Origin of the sequence: Pseudoponticoccus marisrubri (assembly GCF_001482405.1) — a bacterium.
GTDB classification, from domain to species: Bacteria; Pseudomonadota; Alphaproteobacteria; order Rhodobacterales; family Rhodobacteraceae; genus Pseudoponticoccus; species Pseudoponticoccus marisrubri.
On sequence record NZ_LPXO01000007.1, the window covers coordinates 186,505 to 201,113 of the forward strand.

A 14,609-nucleotide genomic window follows, 5' to 3' on the forward strand; every position below is an offset into this window, starting at 1 on the left:
GGGGTTCAGGTCTCAGAACACCGGCTTGGTGAACTGGTCCATGTTGTCCTGCGTGATCTTCGGCGTGTCGAAATAGTTGAGGAAGGGCACCTCCTCGCCGTTCAGCACGTCGATCGCGGTCTGCAGCGCGGCCTGCGCGTCATCGACCGGCGACTGGTAGATCGAGCCCCAGTACTCGCCCGCGGCCATCGCCTCGTAGCCCACGGCGAAGTTGGTGGCACCGACGAAGATGATGTCCTCGGCCCGGTCGGCCGCCTTGGCGGCGTTCAGCGCGCCCACGCCCATGTTGTCGTCACCGGCATAGACGCCGTCGATATCGTCATACTTGACGAGGAAGGCCTCCATGACCTGCTGCGACTTCTCGCGGTTCCAGTCGCCCGGCTGCTGGTCGATCTGCTCGACATTGGGGCAGACCTCGGGCAGGCGGTCGTTGAAGCCCTGGGCACGCTCGATCGCGGTGGTGTATCCCGGCTGGCCGGTGATGTGCACCACCTTGGCCTCGTCCTCGATGCCCATCTCCTTGAACTTGTCGCACATGATCTCGGCCGAGCGCTGGCCCTGCGTGATGTTGTCGGGCCCCGAGAAGGAGGCCACGAAGTCGAAGCCCGGCTCGGCGATGTTCGAGTTGGTCACGATGACCGGGATGTCGGCCTGGAACGCCTTGCGCACCGCCGGGATCACCGCCTCGCCATTGGTCGGCCAGATGATGATGGCATCGACCTCCTGCTGGATCAGGTCCTCCATCTGGGCGATCTGGCGCGCCACGTCGCCGCCGGCATCCAGCACCACGGTCTCGACCATGTCATTGGCCTCGGCCGCCTCGATGAAGGCGCGCTCGTAGGTGGTCTGGTAGCTGTCGACACCCACGTTGTTCTGCGTGATGCCGATGCGCATGGTGCCCCCGTGGCCTTCGGCGAAGGCGGCGCCGGCCAGCGCGGTGGTGGCGGCCGTGGCGGCAAGTGCGAAACGATGCTTCATGTGGATCTCCTCCCTGAGTATCCCTGTGTCCTGATCAGTCTCCCCGCCCCCTCCCGGGTCGGGAATCGCCACCTGCTGCGGTGGTCGACTGGCCCAAAGCATGCCGCGTCGTCACCTTCCGAAACTCAGCAAGTTTATCCGAAGTGGATTTATTTTTATCCACTTTGGACAAATGCGGTCTACGCTTCGAAGATCAATTTGAACATGCATTGGAGAGATAGCGCGATGGCGGACCAGGAACCGTCCAATCCGGACAAAAAGGCCCCGGGCCCGGCCCGGCGCAGCACATTCAGGGACAGGACAGAGACCCGATCCATGAGTTTCCTCGGCACGAAATACGACCAGGCCCCGGTCTCGCCCCAGGCGAAGACCGAGATGCTGAGTATTTTGTCCTTTCTGGAGGAATTCGAGGACGAGCTCGAGGATGCGATCGACCTGTTCGCGCCAAACCCCTACCTGCGCATGACCCTGCACCTGATGCAGGGCCATTTCGAGGCCCGCACGATCACGCCGACCTCGCTGATCGGCGCCAGCCAGGTGCCCTATGCCACCGCCAACCGGCGCCTGAAGGAGATGGTCGAGGCCGGGCTGATCGAACAGCGCCCGCGCACCAAGACCGGCAAGAGCTTTTCCATGCATCCCAGCGAAAAGCTGCTGGAGCGCTGGATGCAGCTGTCGGGCCGGGTGCGCCGGCTGGGCGAGGCCAAGTTCGGCGGCCGCGAGCGCGGGCGGGATGCCAAGGATTACTATTACGCCGCCTCCTACATGTCGGCGCAGTCCATTCCGCCGCTCAAGGTGCTGGCCGAACCGCTCAAGGCGCCGGGTGGCATCCGCGTGCTGGTGCATGGCGATCCGACCTTCATGGTGATGGACAATCTCAAGCGGCAGTTCGAGCAGGCCGTCGGCACGAACATCAACCAGCGCGCGTTCTCGATCGACCGGCTGCGCGAAGAGGCGCTGCGCAATGCCGAGCGCCCGGCCAGCCGCTACGACATCATCGCGCTGGACCTGCCCTGGCTGGGCGAGTTCGCCACGCGCGACATCCTGATGCCGCTGGACGAGATCATGGACGTGGACCGGCTGGACCCGGCCGACTTTCACACTGCGGGCTGGAAGGCGGCGCATTGGGGTGGCCGGCCCTACGGCGTGCCCGCCCAGACCACGCCCGAGCTGTTCTTCTACCGCAAGGACCTGTTCGCCGAGGCCGGGCTGGCCCCGCCGGCCACGACCGACGCGCTGCTGGACGCGGCCGAGACCTTTCACGAGCCGCTGCGCGGCCGCTACGGCATCGCGTGGAACGCGGCGCGCGGCACCGCGCTGGGTCATACCGTGCTGATGACCATGGCCGATTTCGGCCAGCCCGTGCTGAACCTGCCCGAACATGCCGGCGGCTTCGACACCGACCAGCTGGCCGAGGGCGACCACCGCGTGGTGATCGACAGCGAGGCGGGGCTGCGCGCGGCCGAGTTCCTGATGGAGCTGCTGAAATACTCGCCTCCCGACATCCTGTCGATGTCCTGGTACGAGCGGGTCCGCCCCTATGCCGCGGGCCAGGTGGCGATGGCCTATGGCTACACGCTGCTGGCGCCGTATTTCGAGCTGGACGAAAGCTCGCCCGCGGCCGACCAGACCGGCTACCTGCCGCATCCGCACGGGCCGGGCGCGCGCAACGTGGCGCCGGTGGGCGGCTACGTGATGGGCATTCCGGCCAATCTCGCACCGGAACGGATCGAGACCGCGGTCGAGGCGCTGCTGGTCTTCACCTCGCCCGAGGCGCAGAAGCTGTATGTCCAGAACGGCAGCCGCACCAATCCGCGCTATTCCGTCGGCGCCGATCCCGAGGTGCGACGCGCCTCGCCGATCTTCGAGGCGGTGGACGCGATGTCCTGGCGCGACGAGCTGCAGTTCTGGCCGCGCCCGCCGATCCCCGAGATCTGCGACATCATCCAGATCTGCGGCGAGGAATTCCACGACATGCTGCGCGGGGTCGTCACCCCGCGCGAGGCGCTGCGGCGCGCGCAGGATCGCGCGGACGCGGTGATGCGGTGAGCCCGCAGGGCCCGCCGCCGGGTTGACGTGACTGAGGAGGAGACGACCATGGACCCCAATCGCCTGAACGGCAAGAACATCCTGATCACCGGCGCCGGCCGCGGCATGGGTGCCGCCAATGCCGAGGCCTTCGCCGCGCAGGGCGGCAATGTCTGCCTCGGCGACCTCGACCTCGACGCCGCGCAGGAGGTGGCCGACCGGATCAACAGCGCGGGCGGCGGCAAGGCGGTCGCGGTGCGCATGGACGTCACCAAGCGCGAGGACAATGCCAACGCGGTGGCCGCCACGGTGGACGCCTTCGGCTCGATCAATGTGGGCCTGTTCAACGCGGGCCTGAACAAGCCCCGGTTCTTCATGGATATCGATGAGGACAACTGGGACATGATCATGAACGTCAACACCAAGGCAATGTGGCTGGGCATGCAGGAGACCGCCCGCCAGATGATCAAGCAGGGCCCGATGGAGGATCACCCCTACAAGCTGATCAACGTGGGCAGTATCGCCTCGCGCAAGCCGCTGGTCGACGTCACCGTCTACTGCACCTCGAAATACGGCTGCCTTGCGCTGACCCATTGCGGCGCGATCGGGCTGGCCGAGCATAAGATCACCGTGAACGGCTACGCCCCCGGCGTTGTTGTCACCCCGCTCTGGGAGCAGCTGGACAAGGACCTTGTCGATATCGGCTTCAAGGAGCGCGAGGGTCAGGCCTATGACGACATCGTCCGCGACGCGCTGCAGATCAAGCGGGTCAGCTATCCCGACGACATCACCGGCACCGCCTCGTTCCTGGCCAGCGATGACAGCGACTACATGACCGGCCAGATGATCCATATCGATGGCGGTTGGTGCATCCAGTAACCGCCCACGCCCCAGACCCCGACCCCGAATTCTTGACAAGCCGGATGCGCCCCGCCGCATCCGCAGGAGGACGTCATGTCTCGTGCACTCATGCCCAACCTGCTGACGCCGCAGGATCTTGAACCCAACTGGCAATGGGAGGCCAAGCTGCCCTCTCCGGGCCACATGTCCGTCGATTTCGAGCGCCGGATCGACCATGACCGGCTGCGCCGCTACCGGCTGGCGCGCACGCGCGAGTCGCTCAGGAACTCGCCCGCGGGCTCGCTGCTGCTCTTCGACGTGAACAACATCCGCTATGTCAGCGCCACCAAGATCGGCGAGTGGGAGCGGGACAAGATGTGCCGCTTCTGCCTGCTGACGGGCGACGATTCCCCGTATGTGTGGGATTTCGGCTCGGCCGCGGTGCACCACCAGAAATATTCCGACTGGCTGGAGCCCGATCACTGCCTCGCCGGCGTGGTGGGGATGCGCGGCACGATCCCGCCCGAATTCGGGCTGATGCGCAAATATGCCAAGATGATCGCCCAGCTGATCAAGGATGCGGGCATGGCCGACATGCCGGTGGGCGTCGACTATGCCGAGACGGCCATGTTCCACGCGCTGCAGGAAGAGGGCATCAAGGTCGTGGACGGCCAGCAGATCATGCTGGCGGCGCGCGAGATCAAGAACTGGGACGAGATTCAGCTGCTGACGCAGGCGGCCAGCATGGTCGATGGCGTCTACCACATGATCTACGAAGAGCTGAAACCCGGCGTGCGCGAGAATGACATCGTCGCCATGTCCAACAAGCTGCTCTACGAGATGGGCTCGGACGATGTCGAGGCGATCAACGCCATCTCGGGCGAGCGCTGCAACCCGCACCCGCACAACTTCACCGACCGGCTGATCCGCCCCGGCGACCAGGCCTTCTTCGACATCCTGCAAAGCTACCAGGGTTACCGCACCTGCTATTATCGCACCTTCAATGTCGGCCGCGCGACCCCGGCGCAGAACGATGCCTACGTCAAGGCGCGCGAATGGATCGACGCCTCGATCGCGATGATCCGGCCCGGCGTGACCACCGACAAGGTGGCCGAGGTCTGGCCCACCGCGGAAAGCCTCGGCTTCCCGAACGAGGATGCGGCCTTTGGCCTGCAGTTCGGGCACGGGCTGGGCCTCGCCCTGCATGAACGTCCGATCATCAGCCGCGCCGTGTCGCTGGATCACCCGATGGAGATCAAGACCGGCATGGTCTTCGCGCTGGAGACCTACTGCCCGGCCGCCGACGGCTATTCGGCCGCCCGGATCGAGGAAGAGGTCGTCGTGACCGAGACCGGCTGCGAGGTGATCTCGCTCTTCCCGGCCGAAGAGCTGCCCATCGCCAACCGCTACTGACCCGCGCGCCCGCCGGCCCCGCGGGGGCCGCGCGGGCCGGGCCCGAGACGACAATACCGCCGCCCGCCCCCTGCCCGCCCGGGCCGGGGGCCGGGCGGTGCGAGGGGGACGAGGAGCCCGACAGATGTCTGACACCAAGCACAATACCGAGGACTACCTGCGCATGTACCGCCAGATGGTCCGCATCCGCACTTTCGAGGACAATGCCAACCAGCTGTACCTTTCCGCCAAGATGCCCGGCCTGACCCACATGTATTCCGGCGAGGAGGCGGTGGCCGTGGGGATCTGCGAGGCGCTGACCGACAGCGACCGCATCACCTCGACCCATCGCGGCCACGGCCATTGCGTCGCCAAGGGGGCCGAGTTCAAGGCCATGTTCTGCGAGCTTCTGGGCAAGGAAGAGGGCTATTGCCGCGGCAAGGGCGGCAGCATGCACATCGCCGACCAGAGCCACGGCAACCTTGGCGCCAATGCCATCGTGGGCGGCTCCATGGGGATCGCCACCGGCTCGGCCCTGCGCGCCAAGCTGCAGGGCGCCGAGGACGTGACCGTGTGCTTCTTCGGCGACGGCGCCACCGCGCAGGGGCTGATGTACGAGGTCATGAACATGGCCGCGCTGTGGAACCTGCCGGTGATCTATGCCTGCGAGAACAACGGCTATTCCGAGTACACCAAGACCGAGGAGATCGCCGCCGGCTCGATCACCGCCCGGGCCGAGGCTTTCGGCATCGAGGCGCACCAGGTCGACGGGCAGGACGTGCTGGGCGTGAACGCGCTGATGCAGGATCTGGTGCCGCGCGCCCGCAAGGGCGAGGGCCCGTTCTTCGTCGAGCTGATGACCTATCGCTATCACGGCCACCACGTGGGCGACATCAACCGCGAATACTACCGCGCCAAGGACGAGGAGCAGGACTGGAAGGAGAACCGCGACCCGATCATCCGGATGCGCGCCTGGCTGGTCGAGCAGGGCATCGCCAGCGAGGACGAGATCGAGGCGATGAATTCCGAGATCCGCGAGGATGCCGCCGCCGCCGTCGATTACGCGCTCAAGGCCCCCTACCCCGACACGCGCGAGGTCGACATGCATGTCTACACCGATATCGCGCATGCCTGCGCCTGAGGAGACCGGAAGAATGCGAGAGATCACACTGTCCAAGGCGGTCAACGAGGCGCTGGCCGAGGAGATGCGCCGCGACGAGACCGTCTTCATCATCGGCGAGGACGTGGCCGAGGCCGGCACGCCCTTCAAGGTCCTCTCGGGCCTGGTCGAGGAATTCGGCACCGACCGCGTGCTCGACACGCCCATATCCGAGCCCGGCTTCATGGGGATCGCCGTGGGCGCCGCCATGACCGGCGCGCGCCCGGTGGTCGACCTGATGTTCGGCGATTTCCTGTTCCTGATCATGGACCAGCTCTGCAACCAGGCGGCCAAGTCCTACTACATGTCGGGCGGCAAGCTGAACGTGCCGCTGGTGCTGCGCACCAACCTCGGGGCCACGCGCCGCTCGGCGGCGCAGCACAGCCAGTCGCTGCACGCGCTAGTGGCCCATATCCCCGGGCTCAAGGTCGCCATGCCCTCCTCGGCCTACGAGGCCAAGGGGCTGATGAAGACCGCCATCCGCGACGACAACCCGGTGGTGATCTTCGAAGACAAGCTGATGTACAACGACAAGGCCCCGGTGCCGGAAGAGGAATTCCTGATCCCCTTCGGCCAGGCCAACATCAAGCGCGAGGGGCGCGATGTCACGCTGATCGGCACCTCATCCATGGTGCAGGTCTGCGAGGCCGCGGCCGAGACGCTCGCCGCCGAGGGGATCTCGGCCGAGGTGATCGACCCGCGCACCATCGTGCCGCTGGACGAGGCGACGCTGCTGGCCTCGGCAAAGAAGACCAGCCGCGTGATCGTGGTCGACGAGGGACACCAGAGCTTTGGCGTGACCGGCGAGATCGCCAGCCGCATCAACGAGAAGGCCTTCTACCATCTCGACGCGCCGGTGCTGCGCATGGGCGCGATGGACGTGCCGGTGCCCTTCAGCCCCGCGCTCGAGGACATCACCGTGCCGACGCCCGAGGGCGTGGCCGAGGCGGCGCGGCGCCTGATGAGCGGGGAGATGATCCATGCCGCATGAGGTCATCATGCCCGCGCTCGGCATGGCGCAGGAGACCGGGCTGATCGTGGCATGGCACAAGCAGGCCGGCGAGGCGGTCAGCACCGGCGAGGTGCTGTTCGAGGTCGAGACCGACAAGGCGACCATGGAGGTCGAGGCGCAGGCGGACGGCTATCTCAACGACGTGCGCGCCGGCGCCGGCGACGAGGTGCCGGTGGGCGGCGTGATCGCCCTGATCGGCGAGACCGCCGAAGATCCGGCCCCGGCCACCCCCGCCCCCGAGCCCGCGGCGGACGCTGAAGACGCCCTTCCCGAGGGGCACAATGTCATCATGCCGGCGCTCGGCATGGCGCAGGACACCGGGATGATCGTGGCGTGGCACAAGGCCCCCGGCGATGCGGTTGGCCGCGAGGACGTGCTCTTCGAGGTCGAGACCGACAAGTCCACGATGGAGGTCGAGGCCGGGGCCGACGGCTATGTCGCCGCGCTGCTGGCCGAGGCCGGCGAGGCCGCGCCGGTGGGCGACACGATCGCCGTGATCACGGCCGAGAAACCCGACGCCCCGGTGCAGCGCAGCCTGGCCGGCGCGCCTGCGACCCCGGCGCCCGAGCCCGCGCCCGAACCCGCCGCGTCCGAGCCCGCGCCGCCCGCCAAGCCCACGCCGAAGCAACCGCCGGCGCCAGCGCGGTCCGATGGCCGCATCCTCGCCTCGCCCAAGGCGCGGCGGCTGGCGCTGGAACAGGGGCTCGATCTGGCGCGGCTGGTCGAGGCGGGCCATCCCCAGCCCTATCACGCTGCCGATATCGAGGTGCTGAAATCGCTGCCCGAGACGGCCCCGGCCGCCGCCGCGGGCGCGGCGAGCGCATCGCGCCGGCTGGTGGCCGAGCTGCCGCAGGAAGGTTTCACCGCCTTTGCCGACTGGGCCGCCGACAGCGCCGGGCTGAAGGATCCCGGCGCGCTTCTGGCCGGGCTGGCCGCCGCCAGCCTGTCCCGAGATACCGCCACGGTCGCGGTCGAACGCCCGGGCCGGACCACGCTCTACACCGTGCCGCCCGGCCCCTTCGCGCGGATCGAACCGGCCAAAGACGGTGCCGCCCCCGACCTGCGCCTGCGCGACCTGCGCCACTCCCGTGTCGTACAGGTCGAGCTGGGCGCCGAGGAGGTGCCGGTGCTGACGCTGACCGCCGCGGGCGACGGGCTGGCTGTCACGCTGGAATGCCCCGGCGGGGCGCTGGCGGCCGCCGATACCGTCACCCTGCTGACCGAATTCGCGGGCCGGATGGAGCAGCCGCTCCGCCACCTGCTCTGACCGACGGAGAGTTTCATGGAGTTCACCGATCTCTACATCAACGGCCAGTGGCGCGAGGGGGCGGACAAGACCCGCTTCGACGTGCTCAACCCGGCCACCGAAGAGGTGCTGGCCTCGGTCGCCTCGGCCGAGATCGCCGATGCCGATGCCGCGCTGGACGCGGCCGAGGCCGCCATGGCCGATTGGGCGGCGCGCACGCCGCGCGCCCGCTCAGAGGTGCTGCGCCGCGCCTGGGAGCTGATGACCGCGCGGCAGGAAGAGTTCGCCCGGCTGATCACGCTGGAGAACGGGAAGGCGCGCAACGATGCCATGGGCGAGGCCGCCTACGCGGCCGAGTTCTTTCGCTGGTTCGCCGAGGAGGCCGTGCGCGCCGATGGCATGATCACCCACGCCCCCGCCTCGGGCGCGCGGATCATGGTGCAGCACAAGCCCGCCGGGCTGGCCGTGCTGGTCACGCCGTGGAACTATCCCGCCGCCATGGGCACGCGCAAGATCGCCCCGGCGCTGGCCGCGGGCTGCGCGGTCATCATCAAGCCCGCCTCCGAGACGCCGCTGACCATGCTGGCGCTGATGCCGCTGCTGGAAGAGGCCGGCGTGCCGCCCGGGCTGGTCAACGTGCTGCCCTCGCGCCGCACCGGCGCGCTGGTCGATCACATGCTGCATGACCCGCGCGTGCGGGTGGTCAGCTTTACCGGCTCCACCGGCGTGGGCCGCAAGCTGCTGCACTCCGCCGCCGACCAGGTGCTGAAACCGGCGATGGAGCTGGGCGGCAACGCGCCGCTGATCGTCTTCGAAGATGCCGACCTGGACCTCGCCGTCGAGGGCACGATGCTGGCCAAGATGCGCAACCTGGGCGAGGCCTGCACCGCGGCCAACCGCATCTACGTGCATGATTCCGTGGCCGAGGCCTTCACCGCCAAGCTGACCGAGGCGATGCGCGCGCTGAAGGTCGGCGACGGCAGCGACCCCTCGGTCGATGTGGGCCCGCTGGTCAATGCCGACACGCGCGACAAGGTGGCCGCTTTCGTCGCCGATGCCGTGGCCAAGGGCGCCCGCGTGGAATGCGGCGGCGAGACACCGGGCGGCACGGGCTATTTCTACCCGCCGACCGTGCTGTCGGGCGTGCCTGAAAGTGCCGATTGCGTGCATGACGAGATCTTCGGCCCGGTCGCCGCGCTGCAGGGCTTCACCGACCAGGAGGACGTGATCCGGCGCGCCAATGACACCGAATACGGGCTGGTAGCTTATGTCTTCTCGGGCGACATGAAGCGCGCGCTGCAGGTCTGCGAGCGGCTGGATTACGGCATGGTGGGGCTGAACCGCGGGCTGGTCAGCGACCCCGCCGCACCCTTCGGCGGCACCAAGCAATCCGGGCTGGGGCGTGAAGGCGGGCATGAGGGCATGCTCGAATTCATGGAAACGCAATACATCTCGGCCAGCTGGTGAGGGGGCGGACATGTCTGACGTGATCGCCCCGCCCTCGGTCCGCGCGCTGGCGCTGAACAAGGGCATCGACATCGACAAGCTGGCCAGCGAGCTGGGCCGCACCAGCATCGCGCGCGAGGATCTCGACCGCGCCTCCGGCGGCACCCCGGCCCCGGCCACGGCCGGCGACACCTACTACTGGGAGGTGGACCACGCGCAATACGGCCCCGTCAGCAAAGAACCGATGAGCCGCTTTGCCCAGGTCGCGGCCGGCAATCTGGGTGCGGCCAATTCGCTGATCCCGCAGGTCACCCATCACGACCGCGCCGACGTGACCGCGATCGAGGCGCTGCGCCGCCAGCTGCGGCCCGAGGCGCAGGCCCGCGGCGTCAAGCTGACCGCGCTGGCCTTCCAGGTGAAGGCGCTGGCGCGCTGCCTGCGCGAGTTCCCGCGTTTCAACGCCTCGCTCACCCCGGATGGCAAGACGCTGATCCTGAAGGACTACGTGCATGTGGGCATCGCCGTGGACACGGCGCACGGTCTGATGGTGCCGGTGGTGCGCGATGCCGACCGCAAGGGGCTGTGGCAGATCGCGGCCGAGATCACCGACCTTGCCGGTCGCGCGCAGGCCCGCAAGATCAAGGGCGAGGAGATGGGCGGCGGCTCGATGACCATCTCGAACCTTGGCGGCATCGGGGGCACCGCCTTCACCCCCATCGTCAACCCGCCCGAGCTGGCGATCCTCGGCATCACCCGGACCGAGACGGTGACCGTCTGGGAGGGCGACACGCCGCGCCCGGTGCCCATGGTGCCGCTGGATCTCAGCTATGATCACCGGGTGATCAACGGCGCCGATGCGGCGCGCTTCCTGTCGACCCTGGCGGGCCTGCTGGCGGACCCGCGGCGCATGATGGTCTGAGCGCACCCGGGGCGGGCAGCGCGCCCGCCCCGTCATCCTTGCGCGCCCCGCGGGGCCGGAATGCACCGGCCAACGGTTGCAACTGGCGGCGGCCATGCCACATTTGCCGCAAGGAGTCGCCGCAATGCACAACAATTCCCCCGAACAGATGCCCGTCCTGCACGCTGCCGCGCCGGAGGTTTCCACGCGCGAGAAGCTGGAGGGCGGCAAGCGTTTCGTCATGCAGACCGAGTTCGCCCCCGCCGGCGACCAGCCCACGGCCATCGCCGAGCTGAGCGACGGCGTCCGGGGCGGCGAGCGTGACCAGGTCCTGCTGGGCGCCACCGGCACGGGCAAGACCTTCACCATGGCCAAGGTGATCGAGGAAACCCAGCGTCCGGCCATCATCCTCGCGCCCAACAAGACGCTGGCCGCCCAGCTCTACGGCGAGTTCAAGAATTTCTTTCCCGACAACGCGGTGGAGTATTTCGTCAGCTATTACGACTACTACCAGCCCGAGGCCTACGTGCCGCGCAGCGACACCTATATCGAGAAGGAAAGCCAGATCAACGAACAGATCGACCGCATGCGCCACTCGGCCACGCGGGCGCTTCTGGAACGCGATGACGTGATCATCGTGGCCTCGGTGTCCTGCATCTACGGCATCGGCTCGGTCGAGACCTACGGCGCCATGACGCAGGACCTCCACAAGGGGCGAGACTACGACCAGCGCAAGGTGATGGCCGACCTGGTGGCCCAGCAATACCGCCGCAACGACCAGGCCTTCCAGCGCGGCAGCTTCCGGGTGCGGGGCGACAGCCTCGAGATCTGGCCCGCCCACCTCGAGGACCGGGCGTGGAAGCTGTCCTTCTTCGGCGAGGAGCTGGAATCGATCACCGAGTTCGACCCGCTCACCGGCAAGAAGACCGACACGTTCGACCGCATCCGCCTCTATGCCAACAGCCACTATGTCACGCCGCGCCCGACGCTGAACCAGGCGGTGATCAGCATCAAGAAGGAGCTGCGCCAGCGGCTCGACCAGCTGGTGGGTGAAGGCAAGCTGCTGGAGGCGCAACGGCTGGAACAGCGCACCAATTTCGACATCGAGATGCTCGAGGCGACCGGCTCCTGCAACGGGATCGAGAACTATTCGCGCTACCTGACCGGGCGCGCCCCGGGCGAGCCGCCCCCCACCCTGTTCGAATTCATCCCCGACAATGCCATCGTCTTCGCCGACGAGAGCCATGTCTCCGTGCCGCAGATCGGCGGTATGTACCGTGGCGACTACCGGCGCAAGTTCACCCTGGCCGAGCACGGCTTCCGCCTGCCCTCCTGCATGGACAACCGCCCGCTCAAGTTCGAGGAATGGGACGCGATGCGCCCGCAATCGGTCTTCGTCTCGGCCACGCCCGCCGCGTGGGAGCTCGACCAGGCCGGCGGCGTCTTCACCGAGCAGGTGATCCGCCCCACCGGCCTGCTCGACCCGCAGGTCGAGATCCGCCCCGTCGAGATGCAGGTCGACGACCTGCTCGACGAGGTGCGCCGCGTGACCCAGGCCGGCTACCGGACGCTTGCCACCACGCTGACCAAGCGCATGGCCGAGGACCTGACGGAATACATGCATGAACAGGGCATCAAGGTGCGCTACATGCATTCCGACATCGACACGATCGAGCGGATCGAGATCCTGCGCGACCTGCGTCTGGGCGCCTTCGACGTGCTGGTGGGCATCAACCTGCTGCGCGAGGGGCTCGACATCCCCGAATGCGGGCTGGTCGCCATTCTCGATGCCGACAAGGAGGGTTTCCTGCGCTCCGAGACCTCGCTCATCCAGACCATCGGCCGCGCCGCGCGCAACGCCGATGGCCGCGTCATCATGTATGCCGACCGGATCACCGGCTCCATGGAACGCGCCATGAACGAGACCGAGCGCCGCCGCGCCAAGCAGATCGCCTATAACGAGGAACACGGCATCACGCCCGAGACGGTCAAGAAGAATGTCGAGGACATCCTGGCCGGTCTCTACCAGGGCGACGTGGACATGAACCGCGTCACCGCCACGATCGACGACAAGCAGTCCGGCTCCAACCTGCAGGCCGTGCTGGAGGGGCTGCGCACCGACATGCGCAAGGCGGCCGAGAACCTCGAATTCGAGGAAGCCGCCCGCCTGCGCGACGAGATCAAACGCCTCGAAGCCGTCGACCTTGCCGTCTCCGACGACCCGCTGGCCCGGCAACAGGCGGTCGAGAAGGCCTCGGCCGAGGCGGTCAAGGCCAAGGGCCGCAGCACCGCCGGCAAACCCGGCCAACGCGGCGGCCTGAAACGGCGCAAGCGCTGAGGCGCTTGCCGCTCAACCTGTCTGTCGCGCGAGGAACCGCGATGCCGCGTCATATTCCCGGCGGCTCAGATCGCGCGATCGGGCCGCATGCCAACCTGTCGCGAAATCGCAATTGCGGAAAACCGCATCCGCACCGTTCCACAGGCCCCAGCGATTCACGACCACGAACCTGCGACCGGCGCTCACTTCGGGCCACAACGTTTCCCTCAGCCAGGTCCTGTGAAACTCGGCGGACGGCAACACCTTGGCCAGGCGGGCAACGCAAGCATCTCCTGTGTCCCGGGATCGATAGGCGACGGCGTTCAACACGGCCGCCCGACCCTCGCGCAACCATTGGGTGTAGTTCCGCCCAAGGTAGTATGGCGCGGTATGCCTGTCTTCGATCAGACGGGGCCGCGCCAACCTGTCCCGATAGGCCACTTCGCTGGCCGTGTCGGGAAACTCGGCCGGGGTCACCTCCGGATCAAATCCACCATTCAGCAGCAAAATGACGACCTTCGCATTCACGATGTCGCCGATGAAGGCGGGAGGCGGATAGTCGAGATTGAAGCACCCGGCATCCGGACCGGCGAGGATAGCCTGGTCTTGAGGATGCACGTTGAGGGGCATCCGGCTCCAGAAATCAGGCAGAGCTTGAATTCGTATGGCTTCAATCGCTTTACGTCCACAAAATTGGGTAACGCATTTGACCGTCGGGGTCACGACGGTTTCGTTTGGGCCAGCAACGTACAAGCAGCGGTGCAAAGCCCGCCTTGAGAAAGAAGCTTTCTCAGGGAGTAAGTTACATTACCGAAGACCTGCGCCTTGTCTGCTTCACGCTCGAAGACGGCGACCCTGTCGAATACGAGATCCAATACATCGACACATGACCTGATCCGCCCCGGATGTCCCGGCGCAGGCGCGGCGGTCCGGGATCTGGACGTCGCACGCGACCGTTCAGCGCAATAGCCGGGCGTTTACATTTTATTGGAAGAGTGTCCTTGCGCACCGATGGCCTGAGCCGTTCCTGCGGTCTTCCCCCCAAACGTCACGCGAGGTAGACTGTCCGTCGTCAGATAATTTGGGACGCTTGAGCGCTTTCCAGACTGGAGGCTCTGGCTCACCGCTGGTTGATGTTACGCGTTTGCAGTTTCGTGGCGCAAGCGCCGAGCGAGCATGGTTTTCCGTTTGATTTCCTCTCGCTGTTGCAGGATCTGGTCACCCCGGCCGTAGTAGACGTCGGCCGGCGTCAGGTTCCCGAGGCTCTCATGGTACCGGTGGGTGTTGTAGTAT

11 protein-coding genes and 1 pseudogene are annotated in these 14,609 nt (G+C 67.1%); 9 read left to right on the forward strand and 3 right to left on the reverse strand.

The annotated features are described in order from the left end of the window. Positions 1–12: 12 nt before the first annotated feature. On the reverse strand, positions 13–978 hold the full coding sequence (locus AVJ23_RS13495) for a sugar ABC transporter substrate-binding protein (protein ID WP_058862722.1): 966 nt from the start codon (positions 976–978) through the stop codon (positions 13–15). A gap of 315 nt (positions 979–1,293) precedes the next feature. On the opposite strand from AVJ23_RS13495, the gene AVJ23_RS13500 reads away from it, so the two are divergent. The 9 genes from AVJ23_RS13500 to uvrB all read left to right on the forward strand — a co-directional run bounded on the left by AVJ23_RS13500 (position 1,294) and on the right by uvrB (position 13,337). Then, the gene (locus AVJ23_RS13500) at positions 1,294–3,027 is read left to right on the forward strand and encodes an ABC transporter substrate-binding protein (protein WP_084794577.1); all 1,734 of its coding nucleotides are present in this window, start codon (positions 1,294–1,296) and stop codon (positions 3,025–3,027) included. A 48-nt stretch (positions 3,028–3,075) separates the two neighbouring features. Beyond that, a complete protein-coding gene (locus AVJ23_RS13505) occupies positions 3,076–3,885 on the forward strand; it encodes an SDR family NAD(P)-dependent oxidoreductase (RefSeq protein WP_058862724.1) in 810 nt (269 codons plus the stop codon). A gap of 75 nt (positions 3,886–3,960) precedes the next feature. Continuing rightward, positions 3,961–5,259, forward strand: coding sequence for a M24 family metallopeptidase (locus tag AVJ23_RS13510; protein WP_058862725.1), 1,299 nt, complete (start codon positions 3,961–3,963; stop codon positions 5,257–5,259). 124 nt (positions 5,260–5,383) lie between these two features. Further along, the gene (locus AVJ23_RS13515) at positions 5,384–6,379 is read left to right on the forward strand and encodes a thiamine pyrophosphate-dependent dehydrogenase E1 component subunit alpha (RefSeq protein ID WP_058862726.1); all 996 of its coding nucleotides are present in this window, start codon (positions 5,384–5,386) and stop codon (positions 6,377–6,379) included. Positions 6,380–6,392: 13 nt separating this feature from the next. Continuing rightward, positions 6,393–7,388 carry an alpha-ketoacid dehydrogenase subunit beta gene (locus AVJ23_RS13520; RefSeq protein ID WP_058862727.1) on the forward strand — a complete coding sequence of 332 codons (996 nt, stop codon included), beginning with the start codon at positions 6,393–6,395 and terminating at the stop codon, positions 7,386–7,388. Continuing rightward, positions 7,378–8,676, forward strand: coding sequence for a biotin/lipoyl-containing protein (locus tag AVJ23_RS13525; RefSeq protein WP_058862728.1), 1,299 nt, complete (start codon positions 7,378–7,380; stop codon positions 8,674–8,676). The genes AVJ23_RS13520 and AVJ23_RS13525 overlap by 11 nt, the downstream gene beginning before the upstream one ends. Positions 8,677–8,691: 15 nt before the next feature. Then, positions 8,692–10,122 carry an NAD-dependent succinate-semialdehyde dehydrogenase gene (locus tag AVJ23_RS13530; RefSeq protein WP_058862729.1) on the forward strand — a complete coding sequence of 477 codons (1,431 nt, stop codon included), beginning with the start codon at positions 8,692–8,694 and terminating at the stop codon, positions 10,120–10,122. A 10-nt stretch (positions 10,123–10,132) separates the two neighbouring features. Continuing rightward, positions 10,133–11,020 (forward strand): 2-oxo acid dehydrogenase subunit E2, encoded by an 888-nt coding sequence (locus AVJ23_RS13535; RefSeq protein WP_058862730.1) that lies wholly within the window; start codon positions 10,133–10,135, stop codon positions 11,018–11,020. A gap of 124 nt (positions 11,021–11,144) precedes the next feature. Next, positions 11,145–13,337, forward strand: a complete 2,193-nt coding sequence (gene uvrB, locus AVJ23_RS13540) for an excinuclease ABC subunit UvrB (RefSeq protein ID WP_058862731.1) — start codon at positions 11,145–11,147, stop codon at positions 13,335–13,337. A gap of 12 nt (positions 13,338–13,349) precedes the next feature. Here uvrB and AVJ23_RS13545 read toward each other — a convergent pair whose 3' ends face one another. Then, a complete protein-coding gene (locus tag AVJ23_RS13545; protein ID WP_157772677.1) occupies positions 13,350–14,039 on the reverse strand; it encodes a hypothetical protein in 690 nt (229 codons plus the stop codon). A 413-nt stretch (positions 14,040–14,452) separates the two neighbouring features. Next, positions 14,453–14,609, reverse strand: a pseudogene (locus AVJ23_RS23355) (IS3 family transposase); the annotation flags it as partial.